We start from the raw sequence: 25,861 nt of genomic DNA on the forward strand, positions 1-25,861 counted from the left end.
CACCAATCCTGTGGCGAGGGAGCTTGCTCCCGCTGAACTGCGCAGCAGTCCGCTCTTTTGGGGTCGCTTCGCAACCCAGCGGGAGCAAGCTCCCTCGCCACAGGGTGTTTTCAGCTCAAGATGCCTTTCCCGCTCAACCGCTCCCGGTCATGCTCCGCCTCAAACCTTTGCAACGGCCCCTTCGGCACAATCCCCGTCGGATTAATCGTGCGATGACTGGCATAGTAGTGCCCCTTGATGTGGGCAAAATCCACCGTCTCGGCGATCCCCGGCCACTGGTACAGCTCCCGTAGCCAATTCGACAAGTTCGGATAATCCGCAATCCGCCGCAGGTTGCATTTGAAGTGGCTGTAGTACACCGCATCAAACCGGATCGCCGTGGTGAAAAGCCTTACATCGGCTTCCGTCAGGTATTCCCCCGCCAGGTAACGATGCTCACCCAAGTGCTGTTCCAGGTGATCCAGCTCGGCAAACACATCATCAAATGCCGCTTCATAAGCCTTTTGCGATGTCGCAAAACCTGCGCGGTACACGCCGTTGTTCACGGCGGGATAGATCCGCTCGTTCAGTGCATCGATAGTCGCGCGCTGTGCTTCGGGATAGAAGTCCAACTGATTGCCGGTCAATTCATTAAACGCACTGTTGAACATGCGGATAATCTCCGCCGACTCATTGCTGACAATCCGCTTGAGCTTCTTGTCCCACAACACAGGCACTGTCACGCGCCCGGTGTAGCTGGCGGTATCGGCGGTATAGCGTTGGTGCATGTAGGTGAAATCGTCGAGCTTGTCGCCGCTGGAGCCATGGGCCTTGTCGAAGGTCCAGCCGTTTTCCAGCATCAACCAACTGACCACGGACACATCGATCAGGCTTTCCAGGCCTTTAAGCTTGCGCAGGATCAGGGTGCGGTGCGCCCAGGGGCAGGCGAGGGAAACGTACAGGTGATAGCGGCCGGCTTCGGCCTTGAAACCGCCTTCACCGGTCGGGCCGGGCTCGCCGTCGGCGGTCACCCAGTTGCGGCGTTGCGCCTGCTCCCGTTGGAAGGCGCCGTCTGCGCTACTTTCGTACCACTGGTCATGCCAGCGTCCTTCGATCAGCAAACCCATGACTGACTCCTTGGCTAATAAGCGTTGGAGTGCAGTCTAAAGGTCTGAGTTCGAACAAAAAGCGCAAAGGCTGGGGGTTAATGATCGACTAAATCGATTTGTTCCGGGCATCCCAGTACTGCTGGGCCAGTTCGAACGCCTGCTCCCGTGGGTGGCCGAGGCCGCGCAAGGCCAGGGCCATGGTGGCGATCAGTGCCAGTTGCGGGTAGCTGTCCTGCACTTCGCCGCGCCATAGCGCCTTCAGGTGTTCGGGCTCGAGGGTAGCGGGCTTCACGTGGCGCTGGGCGGAGAGGGCGGGCCACTCTTCATCCCAGCTTTCGCCACCGGTGGTGCCGTACAGATGGCTGATGGTGTCCGGGTTTATCTCGATTTCGCCGCCATCGCCCTTGACCACGATGGTGTTGTCGCCCAGCAAACCGCTGGCATCGCGATGCACGCCCTGGTAGCCCGGATGGAAAATGCTTTGCAGGCCGCAGCGGGCGCTCAACGGGTTGAGGATGCGTGCCAGCGAGTGGATCGGCGAGCGCAGGCCCAGGGTGTTGCGCAGGTCGATCATGCGCTGCAGTTGCGGCGCCCAGTCCCCCAGGGGAATAAACGCCAGGTTGCCTTGTTCAAGGGCGGCCTCGACCTGTTGCCAGTTACGGCACAACGGAATCTGCAAGCCTTCCAGCAATTGCTCGGTGTAGAGCCGGCCCGCCGTATGCGCGCCGCCGCCGTGCATCAGGATGCGCACGCCGTTCTGTGCCAGGCATTTGGCCGCCAACAGGTACCACGGCAGGTGGCGTTTTTTACCGGCGTAGGTAGGCCAGTCGACATCCACATTGAGTGACGGTGCATTCAAGCGCTCGCGCACGGCTTCGGTGAAGCCCGCCAGCTCTTCCGGGCTTTCTTCCTTGTGCCGCAACAGCATCAGGAAGGCGCCGAGCTGAGTGTCTTCGACCTTCTCATCCAGCAGCATACCCATGGCTTCCCGGGCTTCCTCACGGGTGAGGTTGCGGGCGCCACGCTTGCCTTTGCCGAGGATGCGTACGAACGGCGCAAACGGGTGTTCGGCGGGTGTTTCAGTGATCAACGGGGCAAAATCAGTCATAAGCAATTCGTCGGCCTGGGCAGGCCCGCCAGCTTGGCGGCGAGTTTGGCGGGAGTGCCTTTGAACAGTCGGTTGAGGTGCAGGCTGTTGCCCTTTTCCGGGCCCAGCTTCAAGGCGGTGTACTTGATCAGCGGGCGGGTGGCGGGCGACAACTGGAATTCGCTGTAGAAGCCTCGCAGCAGCTCGAGGATTTCCCAGTGTTCCGGGGTCAGCTCCAGGTCTTCGGCGGTGGCGAGGGCGGTGGCCACGTCGCTGGACCAGTCGCTCAGGTGGGCGAGGTAGCCGTCCTTGTCCAGTTCGAGGGTGCGTTCGCCTACGGTCAGGGTGTTCATAGCCAGGTGTTGACCTTGTCGTAAGCGATCGACAGCTGGACAAAGGCTGGGTAATCGACGCTGGCGGCCCAGCCCGGCACCGCAAGATTGCGCGCCTGACTGTCTTCGGCCAGCACAAACACCTTCACACCCTTGGCTTGCAGGGCCTGGCACGGTGCGCTGGCGGGTTGCAGGGCGTAGGCGCCGTCGCCGCACAGCAGGATCGCGTCCCGCGCGCCACACAGGCGCAGGCAGCTGTCCAGCCGGCTGTCGGTAAAAGGGGAGTGGGAAACCACATGCAAAGTCGACATCAGAGGGTAATCACCTGGTCGTAACGGTCAATCATCTGTGAGATCTGTTCGCTGCTCAGTGGCTGCGCGTTGCCGCAAGAAGTCAGGCCGCGCACGGCGAGGCTGTGGCTGCAGGCAAACACATCCTCAACGCCAAACAACTCCAGGGCCTGGAGGTTGGCGCTGAGATCTTTCTGTTGCACGGCCTTGGCGTCCTGGCTCGCGGCCAGTTGAAACACGCCATCATCCAGAAACAGCAGGCCAATCGGCAAATCAAACGCACCGCCCGCCAGCACGATATCCAACGCTTCGCGGGCACTGGGGCCGGACCACGGCGCCTGGCGGCTGATCACCAGCAAGGATTTCGACATGTCACGGCCCTCCAAAGCAGATCAGGCGATCAGCGGCCTGGGCGGCGTCATGCAGTTGCCCAAGCCCGGACAGCGCCCAGGGCGCCTCCAGGTTCACCGCGTTGCGTTGATAGCGGGTGGCCTCTTCGGCATTCAATACCCCACGGCGCAGGGCCGCCGCAATGCACACCACGCCATCGAGCTGATGTTCGCTGACAAATTCGCGCCACTGGCGGGCGATGTCCTGCTCGTCCTGCGGCGCAACAATGTTATTGGACGCGCTGTAGACGCCATCCTGATAGAAAAACAGCCGCACAATCTCATGCCCGCCCGCCAGCGCAGCCTGGGCGAACAGCAAGGCACGGCGCGAGGAGGGCGCATGGGGAGCTTCGAAAAGCGCAATCGCAAACTTCATGGAACACTCTGAAGGCAAAACCTGTGGCAATGATAAAGCCGCAGGCAACAAAAAGCCCGCCGAAGCGGGCTTTTTGCATGGCGCTGCGATCAGTCGTCGCGGCCCATGATGCCGAAGATCTGCAACAGGCTGATAAACAGGTTGTAGATCGATACATACAGGCTGATGGTGGCCATGATGTAGTTACGCTCGCCACCCTGGATGATCGCGCTGGTCTGGAACAGGATGCAGGCCGAGGAGAACAGCACGAAACCGGCGCTGATCGCCAGCTGCAGGCCGCTGATCTGGAAGAACATGCCTGCCAGTACGGCTGCCAGCAACACGAAGAAACCGGCGGTGATGAAACCACCCAGGAAGCTCATGTCCTTGCGGGAGATCAGCACGTAGGCCGACAGGCCGCCAAATACCAGGGCAGTCATGGCAAATGCCGAGCTGACCACTTCCGCGCCGCCGGCCATGCCGAGGTAACGGTTAAGGATCGGGCCGAGGATAAAGCCCATGAAACCGGTCAAGGCAAACGCCGACACCAGGCCCCAGGCCGAGTCGCGCAGCTTGTTGGTCAGGAAGAAAAGACCGTAGAAGCCGATCAGCACCACAAAGATGTTCGGGTAGCCGACGCGCATCTGCTGGGCGACGAAGGCCATCACGCCGCTGAACGCGAGGGTGAGAGCGAGCAAGCCGTACGTATTGCGCAGGACGCGGCTAACCTCTAGCTGCTCAGCCTGCGCGTTTCCATTCACTGCGTAATTCTGTTCGCGCATGGCGACACTCCTTCAGTTTTGAAACATTCAGTCGCAAGGATCATAACAGACGCTCTGTAACAAGCTATGGCGAGAGTTTGACAGTGTGTTTCATTCGGGTATTATGGCGCCCGCTGAGACAGGATGGGCTACGCTAATCCTGTGTTGCACAAGGGAAATTGGCAGAGTGGTTGAATGCACCGGTCTTGAAAACCGGCGAACGTTAATAGCGTTCCCAGGGTTCGAATCCCTGGTTTCCCGCCAAGATTGACTCAAGAGCCCCGCTATTGCGGGGCTTTTGCGTTTCTGGGGTTTGGGAATAGTGGCGGCACGGAGAAGGGCAGATACAAGAAGCCCGGCGCTAGGCCGGGCTTCGATGTAACAGCGCCAGAAACTAGCGATGCTTGTTCTTGTGTTTATGCTTGTTGTTACCTTTGTGCTTCTTGCCATCCGACCGATGATTGCTCTCATCGTCCGCCAGGTTGTTACCTAGCGCGCCACCCGCAGCGCCGCCGAGACCTGCACCGATCGTCGAGCCAGTGGGGCCGCCGAGACGGTTACCAATGAGTGAGCCACCAGCCGAGCCGATACCGCCACCTAATGCGGCTTCCGCTCTGTTGCCTCTTTGAGCACCAACGGCACTACCGGCAGCCCCCCCTACGCCTGCGCCTACCGCGGCGCCAGTTGAGCCCCCAAGCTGTTGGCCTACGATGTTGCCAAGTGCACCACCAACGCCACCGCCAAGAGCGGCTGTGCCATCTCCGGCAGCCATTGCTCCTTGCGACATGAGGAGACCCAAAGCCAGGGCGGGTAGTGTCATTTTCATTTTGTGAACCTCAATGGGTTGTCAGCAGGCGCTCACGGTTTAAAGCACGCCTGATGGTGGGACTAAAGTAAAAGTTTGAAGTTCTCTGGGGGCGGTGACTACGCGGGAACGATTGTAACAATGTATGCCGTGGTGGATTCGGCTACGGAGGACGGACTCACCAACGCTGCCCGCTTTCACCTCATCCGCCTACCCAGCCAGCCGCTCTGCAATCCTCATCAGCTCCATGACTCCAAGGGCGGCAGGTTCCATAAACTGTTTGTGCTGAGGATGTCCAAATGCCATCACTTCGCTACAATGCGCGCCGGTTGAGCTTCAGCCATGCCAATGAAGGCGCAACGGAGTGACGGTATGAAGATGGGAATGGTGGCGGGCGCCACACTGCTAACAGCAATGATGCTCTTGGGCGGATGCGCAAGTATCGTGAGTGATAGCAAGCCCAAGGTTGGATTGTACAGCCTGCCGACAAATGCCAACTATGTAATCAAGGACAGCAAGGGAAGCGTACTACTGAAGGGCGTCACACCAGGAACGGCGCTTCTGGAGACGAGCCGAGGCTACTTTAAAAGCCAGAGCTATACCGTCACCTTCCAGAAGGACGGATACACAGAGACGACTGTTCCTCTGAAGTCTACGGTTAGCGGCTGGTACTGGGGAAATCTGCTGATTGGCGGTTTGATCGGCATGCTGATCGTAGATCCGCTGACAGGCGCGATGTACACGCTGCCTGAAGACGCTACTGGAAACCTGTCGGCTGTTGCATTGCCTCAAGCTTCGTTGCAGCCAGTACCGAGCGTACGTATAGATTGACGTGGCTTGTGGCAACTTTTTTACGAGGGATCGTTATGCGCCGTGTAATCGGAGCGTTATTGCTTGTGGCCATGGGTGGGTGCTCCACATCACCAATCTCTGCCGAAAATGCAGACCCGGTGCCGTCCACAAGGTTGTATGCGTTCACCGAGAAGAATGCCGCTCAACTGGTGGTGACCAGGGACTCAGGCATCTACGGAGCCGAGGTCCGGTTTATTTTGCATATCGATGGCAAGCCTTCCGCTGAGTTTCACCCAGGAGAGGTCGCCAGATTTGGACTGGCGCCGGGCAAGCATATTCTTGGTGTTTCGAAATATATGATCTTTGGTACGTCAAGAATCATCGAGTCAGAAGTTGATGTGAAAGCGGGAGATCTGGTTCGCCGCAGAATTTCCCAACATGGCAGCAGCTTCTCTTTCACCCCGACGGCCTACTAAGAGCGTTCGCTACCCAGGCCGGGTACGCAGTGCCCGGTTGATTCATTCACCGGGCACTCCCGCCTGCTTAGAAGATATTCAACGGATACTCGGTAATCAGCCGCGTCTGCACCAGATGCCCGCCGGTGGACGCATCGCCATCGTGCCAAGCTTCCCGCAGGCGAAACGACAGTTTCTTGGCCGGCCCACTCTGTACGACGTATTTCACCTCGGCGTCAGTTTCGTGTTCCTGGTCGTTGGCACCATAGAACCCGGTGTAGGCCGAGTTGCCGGGCGTATGCGTTCCGTCGATGCCGGAACCGCGGATATGACGGGCCATGAAGCTCAGGCCAGGGGCGCCGAAGGTGCTCATGTCCAGGTCGTAGCGCATCTGCCAGGACTTCTCGCCCGGGCCGTTGAAGTCGGAGTACTGCACCGAGTCCGCCAGGTTGATCGAGTTGCCATAGCGGCCGGCGCCGACACCGGCATTGGTCTCGCCAAAGCCGACATAGTCGAACGGCTCGTCACCATGGACCTTCTGCCCGGCCAGGGTGAAGGTCTGTGCACCCAGGGTGTAGGCCGCCGCCAGCGAGGCTGCGGTGGTGTCGATGGTCCCGGCCTTGGCGCTGCCATCGTCGAGGGTGCGATAGAGGTTGAAGTCCAGCCCGACGGATTGGTCAGCGGTCAGTGGATGAACAAGGTTCAGGTTGACGTAGTACTGATTCCAGACGTCTTCCAGGTGCGCTCCGTACAGCGACGCGGTGAATTCCTTGCTGAACTGGTACTTGCCCCCCGCGTAGCTGGCCGAAGCTGCGCTCACACCGGCGTAGCTGGCGAGAATGTCGCCGCTGCGCGATGTGGTGGTGGTACCGGTGCCGGAGGTGTAATGGCCGGCCTCCAGGTTCAGGCCGGTGATTTCATGGCTGTCGATCTGAAAGCCTGACGCGGTCTGTGGCAACAGGTAGTTATCGGCCGTGGCGAACACGGGCGAGGTGGGCTGCAAGTCGCCGACCTTGAGCGTGGTATTGGAAATACGGAACTTGATGTCTCCGCCGGCCTTGGCGAGGCCGTGGTCCGGATTGCCATTGGCGTCGGATGGAATGTTCGGGCCACCGGCACGGTCGGTGTTGCCGTCGATGCGCAGCGCCAGGTCGGCAAACGCATCGATGCCGATGCCGACGGTGCCTTGGGTGAAGCCCGAACTGTAGGTCGCCATCAGCGCCTGGCTCCAGTCACGGGTATGGGCGCCATTGCCGTTCTGGTTCCAGAACAGGTTGCGGTTGAGGATATTCAAACTGCTGTCGGCGACAAACCCCTTGGAGTCGGACTGATCGCTTGCATAGCTCATGGCCGGCAAGGCAAATGCCAGTGCCACGGCCAAGGTATTGAGTTGAAGTGTCGGTCGGCGGTTTTTCATTATTCTTGCTCCAGTGCACGAATGTTGTGGGAGCATTAAGGCGACAGCCCGGGCCATCAACAAATGAAACTGGATGAATATTTTGATACCCCCTTTGCTGAATCCCAGGCAAATAAAAGCCCGCGGTGGGGGCGGGCTTAAAGGTATTCACGCTCGTACAATCTTTCCCGCCTTTACCTCATCCGCGTACTCGCTGAGCTTTTGCTGCTGGGCTGCGAGCAATGCGCCCATCTTCATCAGGGCGATCGCTTCGTCTGGTGATTTGGCCAACCCGGCGAGAGTGGCCAGCTCATTGACCGACCAGGCGATAACGGCCGTCGCATCTTCGAGGTCGTAGAACAGCTCCTGCTGTGCGGTTCTTGGGCCGTCGAGCTTTTCTATCAGTGTTGCCATTTACCCGTGCTCCCTTCAGTGCGTCAGCTCAAAACACCGACGCGTCAATCCTCCTGCAAGCCGGAAGACACGGCAATCGCGATTTTTCCCTGAATGCCGTTAGTGGGACTTTCCAGCCGAGATTGATGGACGGTCCCCTCTCGGCCCAGAGTGTGTAAAAGCACTTTCTCGAACTCTTGCTATTGTTTCTGCAGATCTCATCGCAAGGATCGAACATTAAACGCCGTATCTCAGGAGAGAGTTCATGACTGCCAAGGACATGCCTGAAGGGCAAGTGGTGCCCGGCTACGTCACCTTTGTCGGGAGTGAGGCATCATGGGCCACAGGGCAGTTCATGAGCTTCAGCTACAGCGTCAGCGGGCAGCATTTTCACAAGTCTCTCAATGAGACGGTTGACGCTTGGTCAATAGCAACGCTTCGTAAAGCTACCGAAGGCCTGCGGGTAGGAGACCGCGTGTCGGTCTGGTGTTCTCTCACCGACCCGGGCATGTGCTGCATCGGCGAAAAGCCTGCCGAAAAACCACGGATCTTGCGCTTGATGGAGACTCTGGGATCGTTAGGGCCGTTATGACACTGAGCCTCACCGTTCGTCCATCACCCGGCACTTCCCAACCCCGCACCGTTTCACATGTTCAAGCACGGACATCCCGCGCGCCAGAACGGAGAGCCAGCATGGAAATTGACGAGAAGGCCCCTGGGAACGTCTCCCAGCAAGGCGTAACGCGTGGTACAGACAATGAAACCGGCCATGATCCCCGGCGCGATCAGCCCGAGGTGCCTCTGCCACCGGACGACGACGCGCCTCTGGAAGAGGACATGTCGGACGTAGACGCCGCCGATTCTGTCGCGAGTGAACACCCCGACAACTGATGTAGCGCTCCCCCAAAAGCGCCCGACACACTGTGCCGGGCTCTTTTGTCGCCAACATTCCTGCCGCCCCCACCGCACTTTTTCCCATTCTTCCGATCTATCTCTGACCCGACCACACTAATTCCCGCGTGGACAGCAGACCTAGACCTGGTGCCGATGGATCGCACGTTACTTGTTCTTATCACTCGATGGATGCGCCAGCCGCTGTTGCTGGCGGCGGTCTTGATGCTGTGCGCCAGCGGTTGCAGTCAGCAGCAGGGGCGCGATATTGCCAAGCAGTTCAGCAACGGCAAGCCCGATGAGTTCTTCCAGACCAGCGTCGATCGCATGGCCACCCTGGGCATGCGCGACAACCTGCAAAGCCTGTATTTGCTGATGAGCAAGCTCTACCTGCGCAACCCCAACCAGTGGCGCCAGTCGGGTTACCCCGATGCGGTGACCGCCGCCCGGCAAATCCGCCAGGCCATCGAACTTCGCCAACCGCTGCCCGCCCTGGGGGATCGCCGCGACCTGGCGGCGCTGAGTTATTCCTTGAGCCCGGAGTTTCGCGGCGACCGGGTGGGGGCTTTCATCTACGCGATCGGCAGCATGCTGGTGACCGCACATGGCGGGCGCACCGAGTTCTATATAAGCGACTCGATCAACCCGCAGTTCGTCAGCAATGCCGCGCGCAATATCGAGAAGGCAACCTGGCTGCTCAGCCAGCGCCAGGATGCCAATGGCTCGTTATTGCTGTTCTCCAACGAGATCTCGGAGGAGGCCAGCAACCTGAGTTTCGCCGTCGAGTTCGGCAAGATCGTCGCGCGCCTCGACCTGTTGACCCAGATGCTCGACGAACGCTACCGGCGCATCGGCCTCAATTACGCGCAAAGCTTGCTGCTGATGAACTTCCTGCCGGTGCAGTAGCCAGGCAGTCAATCTCAGAACAGCCCCATGATCCACGCAATGCCGAACAGCATCAGCGAAAAGCCCCACATCCACCAGAACGAGTAGCGGATGTGTCGGCCCAGGTCCAGCCCGGCCAGGCCCAGTGCCAGCCACAGGGCAGGTGAGAACGGGCTGATGAAGGTGCCGATGATGTTGCCGATCATCAAGGCATACACCACGCTTGCCGGTTGCACTCCGTAGTTTTCCACCACTTCCAGGGTCACGGGCATCAGCCCGAAATAATAGGCGTCGGTGCTGAGCATCAGTTCCATGGGCAGGCCAAACAGGCCGAGGACGATGTGCAATTGCCCAACCATCGAGCCAGGGAGGACTTGTACCAGGTCCTTGGCGATTGAAGTCAGCATGCCGGTTCCGGCGAATATGCCGAGCATGGAGCCCGCTGCCAGGATGATCATGCCCATGCTCAGGGCCGCCGCCGAATGTGCCGCGATCCGCTGCATCTGCACTTTGCCGCCGGGGTAGTTGATCATCAGGGCCACGGTCAGGCCGAGCATGAAGATGTAGCCGGCAGGCAGTACGCCGAGAAACAGCAAGGTGAGCACCAACACAAACAGCCCGGCGTTGAACCACAGGCGGCCGGGGCGCTCCAGCGCGCGTTCAGCATCGCTGATGTTCTCCAGGGTGTTGCTGGTTTCCACCAGCACGCCATCATCCAGGGCCGCGCCACCGCTCGCTGCTATGCGTCGCTGTTCACGCCAGCCGAGCAGGGCGGCCAGTGCGATCAGCAGCACCACGCCAAAGCCCTGGACGGGGATCAGCGGCCGCCACAGTTCGGTGACGTCGATCCCGGTCACGGCCGCCGAACGCCCCAGTGGCCCGGCCCAGGGCACCATGTTCAGGATGCCGGCACCAATCGCCAGCAACATCAGCATCAGGTAGGGGCTCATGCGCAGTTGCTTGTAAAGCGGCAACAGCGCCGGGATCGTCAGTAGAAAGGTGGTCGCGCCGGCACCGTCAAGGTGCGCGAGCATGCCAATCAGGGCGGTGGCAACCGCTACGGCAATCACATTGCCCCGCGTCAACCGGACCATAAAACCGATCACCGGACGGAACAGCCCGGTGTCCTGCATTACCCCGAAAAACGTAATGGCGAAGATGAACATGGTGGCGATCGGTGTGACCCGTCCGATGCCATCGGTAAAAAATCCGGAAATTTCCACAGGCCCGAAACCGGCAAACAAGGCTCCCAGCAACGGCACGACAATCAACGGCAGGATGGGCGACATGCGCCCGATGAGTAGCAGCACGACCAGGCTCAGGATCGTGATCAGACCTATTAGAGTCAACAAACCGGGTTCTCCTCTTGTTCTTATAACGTTGCGATGTGCAAACACGCACAGGTCGACCGTAAGGGCCGAACCTTTCAGTAACCTTTAAGCCAGGAGGAGATAAATCGATGATTTGTTTGAGGATGTGTACGTGAAAGTACGCAGAGGGTGAGTACCTTGTGGCAAGAGCGTCATGCCGATTGCCACAAGATGAGTTTCTGGCCGCTCGATATCACACGTCGGTTTGCACCTTCGCGCCGGCCACGCTTTTCTTCGGTGCGCGCATCAGCAGCGGGCCGAACGTCGCCAGCAAACCGAGCATCACCAACGGGAAAAACATCAGCTTGCTCAGGCCGAAGTTGCTGACGATCACCGTGATGACGGCGGGGCCCACCAGCATCCCGGAAAAGCCGATGCAGTTGACGATCCCGATGTTGCGCCCGGCATGTGCCGGATCCCGGCGCCCGGCGGCAGAGATCATCAACGGTGCAATGCATGAAAGGCCGAGGCCAAACATCGCGAAGCCGATAATGCCGGTGACGGCCGTGCCACCCAAAATCGTGATGATCATGCCGAGGACACACAGGGTGCCGCATCCAAATACCACCTGCGCGTTACCGAACGCGGCGGCCAGGCGGTCGCCAAAAAGACGCCCCACGAATGACGCACCGACGAACAGCGAGACCCCCATGCCTGCGGTCGAGGTGGTGGTCTCGAACTCCCGGCGAATGTATTCCTGGCCCCAGTCGGCAATTGCGTTTTCACCCATCATGCTGCCCAGCAGCAGCGTGCCGAGGGCGATCATCACCAGCAGCGTCCTGGCCGAGGGGCCCTTGCCGGTTTCGTCCCGGGACTGGCTGCCGGCTTGCCAATCGTCGAGCTGGGCGTCTGGCACATCGTGCTTGCCCAGCAACCACCGGCTGAACACACAGCCCAGGACGAACATCGCGAGGCCCAGAATGGTGTAGGGCACCAGCACGCTGTCGGTGTAGAACCGGGTCAGCCAACTGCACGCCATGCCCAACAGGAACCCGCCCAGGGAATAGCAGGCATGGAAGCCGGACATGATCGAGCGTCGATAAAACCGCTCCACCTGCACGCCATGAGCATTCAAGGCGGTATCCAGGGCGCCGCGCAACAGCCCCAGCACCGAGCCGAAACACAGCGCAAACCAGAAGCCGTTGACGAAGCCCAGCGGGATAATCGAGAGCGGATAGGCGAGGGCGCCAAGGGTGATCACCGGCTTCGCGCCAAAGGTGTCCAGCAGCCGCCCGACCAGCAACGCACCGGCCGCGGAGCCGACGCCGACCCCGAGGGCGATCAGGCCGAAACTCGAGTCCCCGAGTTCTCCCGTCAAGCCCAACTGGGTCCTGAACACGCTCACGCCGGTAGACCAGATGTACATCATGGCGCCGATCATCATGAAGCCGAGAAAGGTGGCGATACGTGCCTTGCGAATACGCGGGGGAATCGGTGTTTTCTGAAGAGTGTTTATCACGCGGCATGGTCCCTATTGTTTTTGTGGGGGTGATTATGCACTGAGGGGTTATACGAATAACCTTGTGAAAGTAAAACCCGCACCCTGTGGACTGTCAATGCTTTAAGAATCCATAAAATGTAACGGCAACAAGGCAGTGGCCGAGCGCTTAATTTTGAGTTATACGTATAACTCTCATTGTCCGGATATTGGGGTTTCCGTGTCGTCTCAAGAGTTGTTGTTACCGTGCTCCACACCGCACATGTCGGCCTATCGCCTGACGTTTTTGCTGTCTGGCCTGTGCATGGGTGCCTGGGCGCCGCTGGTTCCGTATGCGCGCAGCCGCGCCGGGGTGGATGACGGCGCCTTGGGCATCCTGTTGCTGTGCCTGGGCCTGGGGTCGCTGGTGATGATGCCGCTGGCGGGCATCCTCAACGCCCGTAAAGGCTGCCGCTTTACCATGCACATCGGGATCGCCCTGGTATTCCTGACGCTGCCGCTCCTGGCGACCACCCATTCATTCGTCGGCTTGATGCTGGCCCTGACCGTCTTCGGTGCCGGATGCGGGGCGGTCGACGTGACGATGAATGTGCAGGGCGTGATGGTTGAGCGAGCCACCGGCCGGTCGATGATGTCGGGCTTTCATGGCTTGTTCAGCCTGGGCACCATCGTCAGCGCCGCGGGAATCACCGCGCTGCTCTGGCTGGGCGCCACGCCGTTGCTGGCCAGCAGTGCCGTGATGGCGGCGCTGGCGGCGTTTGTCCTGAGCTACGGGCGCCAGATGCTCGGGCGCAGTGGCGATGAAGGTAGCCCGATTTTTGTACGGCCCACGCGTAAGGTCCTGGTGCTGGGAGTGTTGTGCCTGTTCGCCTTCCTGGCGGAAGGGGCGATTCTCGACTGGAGCGCGGTGTTCCTGACCCAGGTGCGTGACGTTCAACCTTCCATCGCGGGCCTGGGCTACGCGTGCTTTGCGGTGATGATGGCGTTGGGGCGCTTGAGTGGCGACCGGATTCTGCTCAAGCTCGGCGCCCGGGTGGTACTGGTGGGCGGCGGCTTGATTGTAATCTTGGGGTTCCTCACGGTGGTGTTGGCGACGAACTGGCTGGTGAACCTGGTGGGGTTTGCGGTGATCGGTATTGGCTTGGCCAACATCGCGCCGGTGTACCTGTCGTTGGCGGGCGCGCAAAAGACCATGCCGGGGGAGTTGGCGATCGCCGCGGCCACCAGCCTCGGTTATCTGGGTATCCTGATGGGCCCGGCGGTGATCGGCTTCTTCGCCCACGCGACGAATTTATCCTGGGCGCTGCTGGCGGTTGCCTCGCTGATGATTGCCATTATGTTCAGTGCCACACGACTGGTTCCGAAGGTTTCCCCGCAACGGGTACACTGAGCGCCTGTTTTTTCATGACCTCGCATGAGGTTTCAAAAGGATTGGGAAGCAAGCGATGGCCGTTTCAATGAAAGACGTAGCACTGGCGGCAGGGGTGTCCCAGCCTGCGGTGTCTTACGCCTACAACCGACCCTCCAAACTGTCCCCGGCCCAGCGCGAGCATATCCTCGAGGTGGCCGCTTCATTGGGCTACCCAGGCCCCAATGTGCTGGGGCGCAGCCTGCGCTCGGGCAAGATCGGCGCCATCGGGTTGATGATGATGGACAAGTTGTCCCTGGCCTTTGCCGACCCCTGCACCATTGCCATGCTGCGTGGCATCAGTGAAGTCGGCGAGTTGGAAAATGTCGCGCTGACATTGTTCCCGCTCAACAACAACCGCCTGGTGGGCCGGGGCCAAGCCGCGAGCCACGGCAGCCTGGCCCTGCGCGGGCTGGTGGATGGCCTGATCATCTCGACCCTGCCCGATGACCACCCGGCGGTGCTGGCGGTGGTCAAGCACAGCATTCCGTTCGTGGTGATCGACTCGCCGCTGGTGGACAATTCATTTTTTGTCGGCATCGACGATCGCGGCGCCGCCCGCACGCAGATGCAGCACCTGCTGGACCTGGGTCACCGCAAGATCGGCGTCATCATCGATCGCCTCAACCCCGACGGTTACCGCGGCCCAATTGACCAGCAACGCTTCAAGAGCGCCAGTGAGCGGATTGTTCGCGAGCGCCTCACCGGTTACGTGGAGGCCGCCACCGCTGCCGGCCTGGCGTTTGAAGACCTGAGCGTGATTGAAGCCGGCGGGCTCGATTCCACCTCGGGGCAGGCCGCAGCGTTCACGTTGCTGACTTCCAACGAGGTCACCGCAGTGGTGGCGTGTTCGGATGTGATGGCGATTGCCTGCATGAAAACCGCCCATGCTCTTAATCGCCAGGTGCCGGAGACGCTTTCGGTGATCGGCTTTGACGATATTCCCGAGGCGGTGCAGCTCGGCTTGACCACCATTGCGCAACCCATGGTGGAGAAGGGCGTGTACGCGGCACGCATGCTCACCGAGCAACTGAACGCCCCGGCCGATGCGCCGCTTGCCCCTGAGCAGAAGATATTCGCCACCAAGCTGGTGGTGCGCACCTCGACCCGCAGTCTCCAGCCGGCAGAGGCCTGACCCCCCTGTAGGAGCTGGCTTGCCTGCGATGCAGTCGACTCGGTGTGTCAGTGATATTGAGTCGATGCCATCGCAGGCAAGCCAGCTCCTACCTTTACCCGGGCTGTGCCTTGAAATGCGCTGCTACCCTGAGGGCATTCGCCGCAATGGTCAGTGCCGGGTTAACCGCCGCCGACGACGGGAAGAATGAGCTGTCCACCACCCACACGTTCTCCAGGTCATGCAGCTTGCAGTTCAGGTCCAGCACGCTGGTCGCCGGATCGGTGCCCATCACGGCCGTGCCGCATTGGTGGGAGTTCGTCGCAATCCCCATGCGCGCCTTGAGGATCAGTGGATACCCCGCATCACGCATCGTCCGGGTCGCCTTGCTCACCAGGCCTTCATGGGCCTTGAGGTTGTTCGGTGTCCAGTGGACCTTGATCGCCCCGCGTTGCGTGTCGTAGGTCACGCGGTTATCCGGCGTCGGCAGATCCTCCGAGGTCAGGTACAGGTCCACGCTGTGATCGGTGATGTAGCGTGAAGCGAATTTGGGCAACCAGGGCCGCATCGCGCTGATCATCGGTTCACGGATTTTCCCCAGCATCTGCACGTTACCCAACGGGAACGCATTGTGCGGACTGGCGCTGTACCAGTCGTTGAGGGCCAGGGTTTTCTGGAAGGTCACGTCGTTCCTGCGCCGTGGGTCCACCGCCAGCATGAAGGTGCTGTTGTGCACCATGTAATTACGCCCCAACTGCCTGGAGCTGTTGCCCAGGCCATGCGGGTGTTGCGGGTTGGCCGACTTGAACAGCAACGCGGCACTGTTGACCGCGCCGCACGCCAGCACGAAGCGCCGGGCACGTAACGTCACCTCGCGTCCGTCGAACAGGCCCCGGGCCTCGGTCACGGTTTTGCCATCGTTATCGGTGTTCAGTTGCCTGATCGTGGTACGGGTCATCAGCCGAATGCTGCCACTGCGCAGGGCCGGCCTCAGGGCGCTCACTTCGGCGTCGGCCTTGGCATCGACCAGGCACGGATAACCGTCGCAGGTTGAACACAGCACGCAATCGCCGCCATCGCCATAGTCCACCGCCGCCGGCATCACGAACGGCTTGAGCCCGGCGCGCTGCATGCTTTGTTCCAGGGCAACCAGCGCCGGGTCATGCTTGAGTGCCGGTTGCGGATAGGGCCCCGAACGCCAGGGTTCGCTGGGGTCGATGCCGGCGTGGCCATGCACGCGGTAGAGCTTCTCGGCTTCGGCGTACCAGGGTTCAAACTCGGCATAGCTGACGGGCCACGCAGGCGACACGCCCTCGGCATGCTGGATCTCGCCGAAATCCGCCTCGCGAAAGCGCGGCAGCATGGCGCCGTAGAATTTGGTGTTGCCGCCGACGTAATAAAACACCCCCGGCGAAAACGCTTGGTTGGCTTGGTCCAGCCACGGTTCGGCATTGCGATAACGGCCCTGGCCGAACACCGCTTCGGCGCTCCAGTTCTGGATCTCACGGGGCAGGAAATCACCCCGCTCGACGATCACAATATCCAGCCCGCTGTCACGCAGGGCGTGGGCGAAGGTCGAACCGCCCATGCCCGAGCCGATAATCACCACATCACAGTCGATCCTGCCATCTGCATCAGGTGTCACCACGTCGAGGGCGCGCGGTTCGCGCGGCGCCCCCGGTTGTGGATTCAGCTCTGCATGATGCGAAATCAATGCATCACTCATTTGAGCCGCTCCGGTGTTTACAGGTGTTGTTCGGAATTACGGATCTGCCAGTACTCATCCTGGCGTTCGTCGGTGATGTATTCCGGAATCGGGAAGTCCCACCAGCCCGGCACCCATGGGCCTGCCGCATCGCGGTCGGTGGGCACTTCGATCAGCACCGGCACGTTCAAATCCAGGGCTTCCTGCAGGATCGGCTCGAGGTCTTCCGGGCGTTCCACACGGTAGGACTTAAGGCCGAAGGCCTCGCCCACCGCCTTGAAGTCCGGGCTGTAGGGCGTGCCGTCCGGGTGGTTGAACTCGGTGCCGATATGGCGGCTGGTCTGCTTGCGTTGGCCACCGCGAATCGACATGTAGCCGGCGTTGTTCTGGATCAGAAACACCACCGGAATATTATTGGTCACGCAGATCGCAATTTCCTGGGAGGTCATCAGGAAATCGCCATCCCCGAGGATGCACACCACCGGCTGGTTGGGCGCGGCCAGCTTGGCACCGATGGCCGCCGGCACGGCCCAGCCCATGGACGAGAAACCGCCGGAGGTCAGGTGCGTACGCGGGGTATAGACGGGGAAGGTCTGCTTGACCGCGCCCTGGGTGTTGCCCGAGCCGACCACCACGATGGTGTCCCGCGGGAACACTTTACGCAGCGCGCCGAGGGGGCGTTGGGACGTAAACGGGAAGCGATCGGAGTCACGCCGGCCCGCCAGTTTGGTTTCCCATTCTTCCTGGTAGCCCCGCAGGTCGCTCAGGTACGCTTCGCGCTCAACCGTCTGGCCTTTCAGGCCTTCCACGATGGCGGCGAGGGCGTATTTGGCATCGGCGCAAATGCCCACGGTTACCGGGTAATTCTTGCCGATCTCGTGGGGGTCGATGTCGATGTGGATCAGCTTCGACGGCGGGATGGCAAAGGTCACGCCCTTGGCATAGCTGGACGACGACCAGTCGGTAAAGCGGCAGCCCACGGCGATGATCACATCGGCGGTGGACGCGACTTTATTGCCGCACAGGGTGCCGGTCTGGCCGACGCTGCCGGCGAACAGCGGGTGATCTTCCGGGAAGCCGCTCTTGCCGTTCCAGGTGGTCACCACCGGGATTTTCCAGGCTTCGGCGAGGGCGAACAGTTCCGCGCTGGCTTCGCCGGTAATCACACCGCCGCCGATCACCAGCACCGGGCGCTGGCTCAGTTTCAGTTCCTCCACCGCACGCGCGGTGGCGGCCGGGTCCGGGAAGCATTTGCCGATCGGGGTACGTTCTTCGAGGGCATGCAGGGTCACTTCAGCGGCCTCGGCCTGCACGTCCATCGGGATTTCCAGGTGCACCGGCCCCGGGCGCCCGGTGACCATCGCACTCCAGGCGCGGTGCATCATGAACGGCAACTCTTCAACGCGGGTCGCGACCCAATGACGCTTGGTCACGGCCTCGGCGATTTTCGGGAAGTCGTTGTCGGTGTAGCGTTCCAGTTCCTGCAACAAACCGTGGCCACGCATGTGAGTGGGTGGCCCGCCGGTGATCAGCATCAGGCTGGTGGAGTCGGTAAACGCGGTGGCCATGCCGATCACCGTGTTGGCGGCACCGGCACCGATGGAGGTCACCGCTGCCATCGGCTTGCCGCTCACCCGGTAGTAACCATCGGCAAGGTGTACCGCGCTTTGCTCATGGAACACCTGGATGAACTTGAGCTTGGAGTCTTCTTCGAGGAAGGCGTCGGTCAGGGTCCAGATACCGTGGCCGGGGATACCGGCGACGTATTCGACGCCATAGTTTTTCAGGGTTTGAGCCACGATCTGGCTGCCGGTCAATTTAGTCATGACAGGACTCCTTGGGTTGATGAAACGGAGGGGGTTGCGTCGGCGGTGCTGGCTGCACGCCCGCGCGTGGCCCAGTTCAGGCCTTGCTTGGTCAGGCGGCGGATGTTCGGGTCGGCCAGGTTGCTGGTGTCGTGCCCGATGGAGTGATAGAACACCCGGCCCTGGCCCCACTGGCGCACCCAGGCCACCGGGCTGCGATGGCCGTTGAGCCAGGGGAAGGGGTTGCCGTCGAAGGTGGTTTCAGCCAGCACCTGAATGTTCGGGTCGACCTGCATGTAGTACTGCTCGGACCGCACCTCGAAACCCTCGACGCCCTGGGTGACCTCGTGGCTGTGGTCGATGATGTTGACCTGGTACGGATGGGGAAAGCCTTCGCCCATCGGGTGTTCCAGGAACGAGCCGCCGAGTACCCAGTGGTACTTGAGGCTGGCGCGAAATGCCGCGCCGGCACCGTGCCAACCCACCAGGCCGGTGCCGCTTTCGATCGCCTGCAGCAGGCGGTTTTCCTGGGAGGCTGTCAGCGTCTCGGTGGTGACGGCGTTGTTCCAGCCGATCACGATCAGGTCATAACCGGTCAAGTCCCTGTCCAGCGTGAAGATGTCGGTGGACTCTTCGACCTCGAACTCCAGCTCCTGGAAAACGGTGCGCGCCCATGCCGCAATTTCGTAGGGGAAATGGCCGGGCCAGCCACCGAATAGATACAAGACTCGACTCACGGTTGATCACCTCTTTACGTTGGGTGTGATTATTAGGTTATACGTATAACCGCTTATTTAACCTATCACTCCGAATCCCTAAGTCAATGGGGCTTACACATTTTTCATCGCCGGTTATACGAATAACGTCCGGTGTCCGCCGCAGTGCTTCAACACTGCGTCGGTGCTGCGTCAGGTTGCGTCACCAATAGGGAGGCTGCGAAATTGTCCGGGGCAGGGGGGTAGGAAAAGATGGTTGCCAACGTCGGGGGCATGTCGCGTGCCCTCAAGAACCACCTGGAGCCACTGATGATTCGTTACCTGAAAAAACCTAAACCGGTCGAAGCCCAAGCCGAGATTGCTGCCCAAGTGCGCGATACCGTCGAGCGCATCATCGCCAACGTCGCGCGTAACGGCGACGCGGCCGTGCGTGAATACTCCAATCAGTTCGATCAGTGGTCGCCGGTGTCTTTCCGCCTGACCGACGAAGAAATTGCCGCCTGCGTGGCGAGCCTCTCCGAGCAGGAAATCGGCGACATCACCTTTGCCCAGGCCCAGGTCCGGCGCTTTGCCGAGGTACAAAAAGCCTCGATGCACGACGTGGAAGTCGAGACCTTGCCGGGTGTGATCCTCGGGCACCGCAATATTCCGGTGAACTCGGTCGCCTGCTACATTCCTGGCGGCAAGTACCCGTTGCTGGCGTCGGCGCACATGAGCGTGCTGACAGCCAAGGTAGCCGGGGTGAAACGAGTGGTCGCGGCCGCGCCGCCGTTCGATGGCAAGCCCCATCCGGCCATTGTGACCGCGATGTACCTGGCGGGCGCCGATGAGATCTATTGCGTCGGCGGGGTTCAGGCCATTGCCGCGTTTGCGTTGGGCACCGATACCTTCAAACCGGTGGACATGATCGTCGGCCCGGGCAATGCCTATGTGGCCGAGGCCAAGCGCCAACTGTTCGGCAAGATCGGCATCGACTTGATTGCCGGGCCGACCGAAACCCTGGTGATTGCAGACGACAGCAGCGATGTGGAAATCATCGCCGCCGACTTGCTGGGCCAGGCTGAGCACGGGGTCAATTCCCCTGCGGTGTTCCTGACCAACAGCGCCGAACTGGCGGAAACCCTGCCGGTGGAAATCGAACGCCAGCTGGCGATCCTGTCCACCGCGCCGGTGGCTTCGGTGGCCTGGCGGGACTATGGCGAAATCATCCTGTGCGACACCGTTGACGAACTGGTGCAGGAAGCGGACCGCATCGCCTCCGAGCACGTGCAGGTGATGACCCGCGACCCGCTGTACTTCCTGGAACACATGACCAACTACGGCGCGTTGTTCCTCGGTGAGCGCACCAACGTTTCCTATGGCGACAAGGTCATCGGCACCAACCACACGCTGCCCACCACCGGCACTGCGCGCTACACCGGCGGCCTGTGGGTCGGCAAGTTCATCAAGACTTGCACCTACCAGCGGGTACTGACGGATGAAGCGTCGGTGCTGGTGGGCGAATATTGCTCGCGCCTGTGCGGCATGGAAGGGTTTGCGGGGCACAAGGAACAGGCGGATATCCGGATCCGTCGTTACAAGAAGCACGATTGAGTCGTACTGGAACGATCAGGGCTCCCCAATCGGGGAGCTTTTTTTTGCCTGCGATGGGGGCCGAAAAATCTGATCAGCCTTTATGGTTTTCTCTCAGGCAAAAAAACGCCGGACCAGGCTCCCGTGAAAGAGCGGTTGATCCAGCGTAAAAATGAACCTCGGCTGTTTCAATACCTTCAGGCAGGAATCACCACAAAGCTTTCCGGCTTGCAGGTCAGTGCCACGTTCGTGCCTGGCGGCAGGGCGTGGCTGCCGGGTGTCGGCAGTTGCTGGCATTTGAGGTCAAGCGTGCCGCCGGCCACTTCCACGCGGTAGATCACCCGGTTGCCGATAAACGACGTGTCCTTGACCTTGCCGGCAAACGCGCCGTCAGCCAACGGGGCACCCAGGGCTGGCTCAAGGCCGATGGTTTCGGGGCGGATCGACACATTCACCGGCCCTGCACCTACGTCGTTCTTTGCCGTGTGGGCATAGCGCCCAAAGGGCAAGTCGACCACGCCACCCGACCCGTACGTACCGTTGACGATATTGGTGTCGCCGAAAAACCTGGCGGCAAACAGCGTGCGTGGCGACCAATACATCTCCTGCGGCCCGCCGATCTGCTCGATGCCGCCCTTGTTCAGCAGTACCACGCGGTCCGACAGGATCATCGCTTCGTCCTGGTCATGGGTCACATACACAAAGGTAGTGGAGGTCTCTTCGTGGATACGCTTGATCTCGTTGAGCATGTGGTGGCGAATCTTCAGGTCCAGGGCCGCCAGCGGTTCGTCCAGCAGCAATACCGCAGGGCGATTCACCAGCGCACGGGCCAGGGCCACGCGTTGCGCCTGCCCGCCGCTGAGCTCGGAGATCCAGCGGCTCTTGAAGCTTTCCAGCTGCACCAGCTCCAGGGCCTTGTTCACTTCACGCTTGATCTCATCCTTGGGCTTCTTCTTCAGGCGCAGCCCGAAGGCCACGTTGTCGAACACGTCCAGGTGCGGGAACAGCGCGTACTTCTGGAACACCATGTTCACCGGACGGTGTTCCGGCGCCAGGGCGGTGGAGTCCTTGCCGTCGATCACCACCTTGCCGGTGGTGGGCTCTTCGAAGCCGGCAATGATCCGCATCAGGGTGGTCTTGCCGCAGCCGCTGGGGCCGAGCAGGGTCAGGATCTCGTTGCGTTTTACCGTGAGGTCGACTTTGCCCAGGGCGGTGAGGTTGCCGTAGCTCTTGGAAATTCCGGTCAGTTCAATACTGTTGGTCATGGTGATTACTCTGCAGTTTCAGCACGTTCAAGTTCGAGGCGGCGACGACGCAAGGTCATGACCAGGCCGGCGATGGCGATGATGGCGATGGTCACCACCAGCATGAATACCGAGGCGGCATTGATGGTGGGGCTGACGGCGCGACGCATCATCGAAAGAATCATGAGGGGCAGCGTGGTGTCGCTGCCGGTGACGAACACGGTGATCAGGAACTCATCCATCGACAGTGCTACCGCGAGGATCGCGGCACCGGCGATGGTCGGGCCGATGATGGGCAGCGTCACCAGCCAGAACGCCTTGAGGGGTGAGGCGCCGAGGTCACGCGCGGCCTCCTCGAACGACAGGTCGAAATACTCCAGCCGTGAACGCACCGACTCCACGAAAAACGGAAAGGTGAACAGCGTATGGCCGATGATCACCGTCAGCAGCGAGCGCGGCAGGCCGATCAGCGAGAAGAAAATCACCAGCGCGATCCCCAGGAACAACCCGGGCAAGGCGATGGGGGCGAAGTTCATGAATGCGAACACCGCCTTTACCCGGCCTTTCATGCGCATCAGCGCCAGGGCCGAGAACGTGCCCAGCAGCGTGGTGAGCACGGCCGAGCCGGCGGCGACGATCGCGCTGTTGGTCAGGGCCGTAATGAAGTCCGAACTGCTGAACAGCGCCTCGTACCAGCGCGTGGAAAAACCCTCGAACGGGAATGACAGCGACGCGGACGAGTGAAAGCTGAACAGCGCGATAATCGCGATGGGCGCGTAGAGGAACAGCATGTAGACGTAAGTGAATAACCGGATCATGGCGAGTTACCTTTTTTAGGGTCGGCAATCAGTCGTGGTAACGCTTGCCGGGTGCCAGGTTCGCTGCGCGCAACACCCCCAGCAGCAGCGCGTACACCAGCATGAACACGACCAACAGCAGATAGGCCATCGCCGCTCCCAGTGGCCAGTTACCCACCGAGCGGAACTGGTTGGCGATCACCAGTCCGGTGGTCATCGCGTCCCGGCCACCCAGCAGTTGCGGGGTCACGTAGTCGCTGGCGGCCAGCACGAAGGTGAACATGAATGAACTGACGATGCTCTTGTGGGCCATCGGCATGATCACCCGCCACAGAATGGTGATGCCGCCGGCACCCAGGTCGGCGGCGGCCTCCAGGTAGTCCTTCTTGATGTCCCGCAGGCCCGACACCAGCAGCAACAGGGTGAAGGGCAGCATGATGTGCACCAGGGTCAGCACCACCGCGAACTTGCTGAACACCAGCCATTCCAGCGGCTGGTCGATCAGGCCGAAGTGCAGCAGGGTCGAGTTGATCACGCCGTTGGTGCCCAGGATCGAGCGCCACGCATAGACCCGTACCAGGTAGCTGGAAAACCACGACACCAGCGCCAGGTACAGCACGGCGTTGGAGCGGGTGCGGTACACGATGTAATAGGCCACCGGCGCACTGATCACGGTGGAGAGCAGGGCGGTCCAGAAACCGTTTTGCAGGGCGATCCACAGCGAGTCATAAAACCCGCTGGCGCCCAGGGCCTTGGCATAGTTGGCCAGGGTGGCGGCGGGCTCCATGCTGAAGGTCTTGGCGGTCCAGAAACTGGCGATCAGCAGCAGTGCCGACGGAACCAGGAAGAACACCACCAGAAACAGCAACGGCGGCGACGCCAGCCAATACCCGCTGAGGGTTTTCTTGTCGATCTTCAGGTGTTTGCCGACCCTTGGATCCCGGTCGTCCAGGGGCATGGACTCGGTGTTGTTGACTACGGTCATGATGAGGTGCCTTTACGGTTTTTCTTCGATAGTCAGGGCGCTTTGAACGGTGGGGTGGGCGTTTGCGAACCCAGCCCCACGGTTGCCTGCACCGGGGTACCAAGTGCTCTAGAACGAGCCTTTGAAGTTCGCCCACTGATCGATCCATTCAGCATAGGTCACATACTTTTCCGAGCTCAGGGGCGGCTGGCCGTAGAGTTTGGATTTCTCGAAGAAGCTGTCCAGGTTCCCGTAGTCGAAGGTGTTTCTCAGGTCCTCTGGCAGCAGGGGTATTGCCTTGGGATTGACCACGCCGGAGAACATTGTGGTCGCCATCCTGGCCTGGGTTTCGGCCTCAAGGGTCTTGTTGATGAACTCCAGGGCCAGGGGGATATCCTTGGCGGTTTTCGGGATGAACAGTGCATCGCACCAGACGGCCGCGCCTTCGACGGGCACCGACAGTGCGGTGGTCACGCCGCGCTTGGTGGTTTCGCTTGGCGTGTTGGCCGAGGCCGAGAACACTGCGTCCACCTCACCGGACACCAGCAGCGACACCGCGTCGCCTGAGGAGGCGGCAAACACTCGGCACTGGTCACGGTACGGCTTGAGTTTTTCGAAGGCGTCGTTGAATTCGGCGTGGGTCAGATTGGGGTACTTGTCGCCGTAGCCGGCAATGGTTGCGATCAGTGACCAGTTGGAGGTGCCGTCATCGACGAACGTCAGCCGACCCTTGAGTTTCGGGTCCAGCAGGTCGGTGTATTGGGTAGGCTTTTTGACGCTCTTGGGGTTGTAGACAATCGTGTTCATGCCCCACAGCAACGGGATGCCCCATTGCTTGCCGTCCCAGTACCAGCGGCTGCCCTTGTAGAACAACGGCAGGGTATTGTCGGCGGAATAGTTGGGGATCTTCGAGGTGTCGATTGCCTTGAGCAGGCCCATTTCCTGATAGATCTTTTCGTAGCCCAGGGCGTACATGGTCAGGTCGAGCTGCACCGGGTCGGAGCCTGCCAGCCGTGCGGTGATGTCGTCCTGGTTGCTGGCGTAGCTTGAGCGTACGGTGACGCCACGTTGCTTGCGCCATTCGGCGAGTTCGGCGTCGCCGGTTTCACCTTCCCAACCGAGGATTTCCAGGTGCCCGGTGGTGGCGGCGAATGCGCTGGGCACAAACGAGCCGAGGTACAAGCCTGCGGCAGAGGCGGCAGCGCCCAGCAGGAACGAACGCCGTTTCAAGCTGAGGGAATTGAAGTCAATGCCGGTCAAACCATAACCCGTCTCTGTATCTTTTTTCATTTCGAGTTCCTGCCTGGGGTGGTGGGTGCAAACGTTGAGCGACTTGCAAGGCCTGGGCCCGGCGGGGTTGCCGGGTGCGTCCTTTTGTATGCAGTCAGTTGGATCGGCAGTGTTATGGCCAGCATTGGTTCCATGCTGCTGGGGAGGGTGGTAGGGCCTCCACTGTTCCGATTGACTCTTCCTTGGCTGGGCGACGCACGGTTGTTCCGGGCTTTAGGGTGTTGCGGCCTGAAGCGGTGCGCCCAGCGCTTGATAGGCTCGGCTTGTTGTTTTCATGGGTTGAGTATTGAGCCGGGAGGCGAGGGGGCTCAATTTCGCAGGGGGGTTAAAAGCGACGCACTCTGACGCATTGGAGTGACCTAAGCGGCGCAGGGGTTGGGGGCTTTGGGGATTGGGTACATATCCGTTATTTAGGTAACGGCCACTTATGGTTTCGCTCTTACAGCGAGTCACTTTGCAAAAGCGTGTACGGACCGGACACATGGTGGACACATGTGCGGGGACATGGTTGACACATTA

The 25,861-nt window shown here is 60.6% G+C and carries 27 protein-coding genes and 1 tRNA gene; 9 read left to right on the forward strand and 19 right to left on the reverse strand.

Annotated elements, in window-relative coordinates:
- Positions 1 to 110 precede the first annotated feature (110 nt).
- The 7 genes from M2400_RS28520 to M2400_RS28550 all read right to left on the reverse strand — a co-directional run bounded on the left by M2400_RS28520 (position 111) and on the right by M2400_RS28550 (position 4,323).
- A complete protein-coding gene (locus M2400_RS28520) occupies positions 111 to 1,106 on the reverse strand; it encodes a glutathione S-transferase family protein (protein WP_177120156.1) in 996 nt (331 codons plus the stop codon).
- Positions 1,107 to 1,194: 88 nt separating this feature from the next.
- On the reverse strand, positions 1,195 to 2,196 hold the full coding sequence (locus M2400_RS28525; RefSeq protein WP_259200319.1) for a glycosyl transferase family protein: 1,002 nt from the start codon (positions 2,194 to 2,196) through the stop codon (positions 1,195 to 1,197).
- Positions 2,193 to 2,528: a TusE/DsrC/DsvC family sulfur relay protein gene (locus tag M2400_RS28530; protein ID WP_177134449.1), complete on the reverse strand. Its 336-nt coding sequence runs from the start codon at positions 2,526 to 2,528 to the stop codon at positions 2,193 to 2,195. The genes M2400_RS28525 and M2400_RS28530 overlap by 4 nt, the downstream gene beginning before the upstream one ends.
- Positions 2,525 to 2,818 carry a sulfurtransferase complex subunit TusB gene (gene tusB / locus M2400_RS28535; RefSeq protein WP_259200308.1) on the reverse strand — a complete coding sequence of 98 codons (294 nt, stop codon included), beginning with the start codon at positions 2,816 to 2,818 and terminating at the stop codon, positions 2,525 to 2,527. Before tusB ends, M2400_RS28530 begins: the two co-directional genes overlap by 4 nt.
- The gene (gene tusC / locus M2400_RS28540; protein ID WP_177042643.1) at positions 2,818 to 3,168 is read right to left on the reverse strand and encodes a sulfurtransferase complex subunit TusC; all 351 of its coding nucleotides are present in this window, start codon (positions 3,166 to 3,168) and stop codon (positions 2,818 to 2,820) included. Before tusC ends, tusB begins: the two co-directional genes overlap by 1 nt.
- A 1-nt stretch (position 3,169) precedes the next feature.
- A complete protein-coding gene (tusD, locus tag M2400_RS28545; protein ID WP_177042642.1) occupies positions 3,170 to 3,562 on the reverse strand; it encodes a sulfurtransferase complex subunit TusD in 393 nt (130 codons plus the stop codon).
- A gap of 89 nt (positions 3,563 to 3,651) precedes the next feature.
- Positions 3,652 to 4,323 carry a Bax inhibitor-1/YccA family protein gene (locus M2400_RS28550; RefSeq protein ID WP_003219636.1) on the reverse strand — a complete coding sequence of 224 codons (672 nt, stop codon included), beginning with the start codon at positions 4,321 to 4,323 and terminating at the stop codon, positions 3,652 to 3,654.
- A 152-nt stretch (positions 4,324 to 4,475) separates the two neighbouring features.
- On the opposite strand from M2400_RS28550, the gene M2400_RS28555 reads away from it, so the two are divergent.
- Positions 4,476 to 4,566 (forward strand) — tRNA-Ser (locus M2400_RS28555).
- Between the two features lie 130 nt (positions 4,567 to 4,696).
- Here M2400_RS28555 and M2400_RS28560 read toward each other — a convergent pair.
- Positions 4,697 to 5,128, reverse strand: a complete 432-nt coding sequence (locus M2400_RS28560) for a hypothetical protein (protein WP_259200279.1) — start codon at positions 5,126 to 5,128, stop codon at positions 4,697 to 4,699.
- A gap of 351 nt (positions 5,129 to 5,479) precedes the next feature.
- Between M2400_RS28560 and M2400_RS28565 the strand changes: the two genes are divergently transcribed.
- Both M2400_RS28565 and M2400_RS28570 read left to right on the forward strand, forming a co-directional pair.
- Positions 5,480 to 5,938: a hypothetical protein gene (locus M2400_RS28565; RefSeq protein ID WP_177042640.1), complete on the forward strand. Its 459-nt coding sequence runs from the start codon at positions 5,480 to 5,482 to the stop codon at positions 5,936 to 5,938.
- Positions 5,939 to 5,973: 35 nt separating this feature from the next.
- Positions 5,974 to 6,375 carry a hypothetical protein gene (locus tag M2400_RS28570; RefSeq protein WP_259200275.1) on the forward strand — a complete coding sequence of 134 codons (402 nt, stop codon included), beginning with the start codon at positions 5,974 to 5,976 and terminating at the stop codon, positions 6,373 to 6,375.
- A gap of 67 nt (positions 6,376 to 6,442) precedes the next feature.
- On the opposite strand, the gene M2400_RS28575 is transcribed toward M2400_RS28570, so the two are convergent.
- Positions 6,443 to 7,771, reverse strand: coding sequence for an OprD family porin (locus M2400_RS28575; protein WP_259200272.1), 1,329 nt, complete (start codon positions 7,769 to 7,771; stop codon positions 6,443 to 6,445).
- A gap of 147 nt (positions 7,772 to 7,918) precedes the next feature.
- Positions 7,919 to 8,164 (reverse strand): hypothetical protein, encoded by a 246-nt coding sequence (locus M2400_RS28580; protein ID WP_259200269.1) that lies wholly within the window; start codon positions 8,162 to 8,164, stop codon positions 7,919 to 7,921.
- Between the two features lie 244 nt (positions 8,165 to 8,408).
- Between M2400_RS28580 and M2400_RS28585 the strand changes: the two genes are divergently transcribed.
- The 3 genes from M2400_RS28585 to M2400_RS28595 all read left to right on the forward strand — a co-directional run bounded on the left by M2400_RS28585 (position 8,409) and on the right by M2400_RS28595 (position 9,940).
- The gene (locus tag M2400_RS28585) at positions 8,409 to 8,735 is read left to right on the forward strand and encodes a hypothetical protein (RefSeq protein WP_259200267.1); all 327 of its coding nucleotides are present in this window, start codon (positions 8,409 to 8,411) and stop codon (positions 8,733 to 8,735) included.
- Between the two features lie 101 nt (positions 8,736 to 8,836).
- Positions 8,837 to 9,034 carry a hypothetical protein gene (locus tag M2400_RS28590; RefSeq protein ID WP_063031373.1) on the forward strand — a complete coding sequence of 66 codons (198 nt, stop codon included), beginning with the start codon at positions 8,837 to 8,839 and terminating at the stop codon, positions 9,032 to 9,034.
- A gap of 192 nt (positions 9,035 to 9,226) precedes the next feature.
- Positions 9,227 to 9,940: a hypothetical protein gene (locus M2400_RS28595; RefSeq protein WP_405046219.1), complete on the forward strand. Its 714-nt coding sequence runs from the start codon at positions 9,227 to 9,229 to the stop codon at positions 9,938 to 9,940.
- Positions 9,941 to 9,954: 14 nt separating this feature from the next.
- Here M2400_RS28595 and M2400_RS28600 read toward each other — a convergent pair whose 3' ends face one another.
- On the reverse strand, positions 9,955 to 11,271 hold the full coding sequence (locus M2400_RS28600; protein ID WP_259200245.1) for a CitMHS family transporter: 1,317 nt from the start codon (positions 11,269 to 11,271) through the stop codon (positions 9,955 to 9,957).
- 211 nt (positions 11,272 to 11,482) lie between these two features.
- Positions 11,483 to 12,745 (reverse strand): MFS transporter, encoded by a 1,263-nt coding sequence (locus M2400_RS28605; RefSeq protein ID WP_310503573.1) that lies wholly within the window; start codon positions 12,743 to 12,745, stop codon positions 11,483 to 11,485.
- A gap of 244 nt (positions 12,746 to 12,989) precedes the next feature.
- On the opposite strand from M2400_RS28605, the gene M2400_RS28610 reads away from it, so the two are divergent.
- Together M2400_RS28610 and M2400_RS28615 are read left to right on the forward strand one after the other, a co-directional pair.
- Complete coding sequence (locus M2400_RS28610) at positions 12,990 to 14,117, forward strand: MFS transporter (protein ID WP_259200431.1); 1,128 nt, start codon at positions 12,990 to 12,992, stop codon at positions 14,115 to 14,117.
- A 55-nt stretch (positions 14,118 to 14,172) separates the two neighbouring features.
- Positions 14,173 to 15,270 (forward strand): LacI family DNA-binding transcriptional regulator, encoded by a 1,098-nt coding sequence (locus M2400_RS28615; RefSeq protein WP_310503572.1) that lies wholly within the window; start codon positions 14,173 to 14,175, stop codon positions 15,268 to 15,270.
- Positions 15,271 to 15,364: 94 nt separating this feature from the next.
- On the opposite strand, the gene M2400_RS28620 is transcribed toward M2400_RS28615, so the two are convergent.
- The 3 genes from M2400_RS28620 to M2400_RS28630 are packed head-to-tail and all read right to left on the reverse strand — an operon-like array spanning position 15,365 to position 19,496.
- Entirely contained in the window at positions 15,365 to 16,975 is a 1,611-nt protein-coding gene (locus M2400_RS28620; protein ID WP_259200216.1) for an FAD-dependent oxidoreductase, read from the reverse strand.
- A gap of 17 nt (positions 16,976 to 16,992) precedes the next feature.
- The gene (locus tag M2400_RS28625) at positions 16,993 to 18,780 is read right to left on the reverse strand and encodes a thiamine pyrophosphate-binding protein (protein ID WP_259200212.1); all 1,788 of its coding nucleotides are present in this window, start codon (positions 18,778 to 18,780) and stop codon (positions 16,993 to 16,995) included.
- Positions 18,777 to 19,496, reverse strand: coding sequence for a ThuA domain-containing protein (locus M2400_RS28630; protein WP_259200209.1), 720 nt, complete (start codon positions 19,494 to 19,496; stop codon positions 18,777 to 18,779). The genes M2400_RS28625 and M2400_RS28630 overlap by 4 nt, the downstream gene beginning before the upstream one ends.
- A 288-nt stretch (positions 19,497 to 19,784) precedes the next feature.
- Between M2400_RS28630 and hisD the strand changes: the two genes are divergently transcribed.
- Positions 19,785 to 21,068: a histidinol dehydrogenase gene (gene hisD, locus M2400_RS28635; protein WP_259200428.1), complete on the forward strand. Its 1,284-nt coding sequence runs from the start codon at positions 19,785 to 19,787 to the stop codon at positions 21,066 to 21,068.
- Between the two features lie 176 nt (positions 21,069 to 21,244).
- Here hisD and M2400_RS28640 read toward each other — a convergent pair whose 3' ends face one another.
- From M2400_RS28640 to M2400_RS28655, 4 genes are all read right to left on the reverse strand, one after another.
- Positions 21,245 to 22,312: an ABC transporter ATP-binding protein gene (locus tag M2400_RS28640; RefSeq protein WP_177134476.1), complete on the reverse strand. Its 1,068-nt coding sequence runs from the start codon at positions 22,310 to 22,312 to the stop codon at positions 21,245 to 21,247.
- 5 nt (positions 22,313 to 22,317) lie between these two features.
- Positions 22,318 to 23,109 carry an ABC transporter permease gene (locus tag M2400_RS28645; protein WP_259200204.1) on the reverse strand — a complete coding sequence of 264 codons (792 nt, stop codon included), beginning with the start codon at positions 23,107 to 23,109 and terminating at the stop codon, positions 22,318 to 22,320.
- Positions 23,110 to 23,137: 28 nt separating this feature from the next.
- Complete coding sequence (locus M2400_RS28650; RefSeq protein ID WP_259200202.1) at positions 23,138 to 24,073, reverse strand: ABC transporter permease; 936 nt, start codon at positions 24,071 to 24,073, stop codon at positions 23,138 to 23,140.
- 108 nt (positions 24,074 to 24,181) lie between these two features.
- On the reverse strand, positions 24,182 to 25,342 hold the full coding sequence (locus tag M2400_RS28655; protein ID WP_259200198.1) for a PotD/PotF family extracellular solute-binding protein: 1,161 nt from the start codon (positions 25,340 to 25,342) through the stop codon (positions 24,182 to 24,184).
- Positions 25,343 to 25,861: the final 519 nt, after the last annotated feature.

This window comes from Pseudomonas sp. BIGb0558 (assembly GCF_024807515.1).
Classification (GTDB): domain Bacteria; phylum Pseudomonadota; class Gammaproteobacteria; order Pseudomonadales; family Pseudomonadaceae; genus Aquipseudomonas; species Aquipseudomonas yamanorum_A.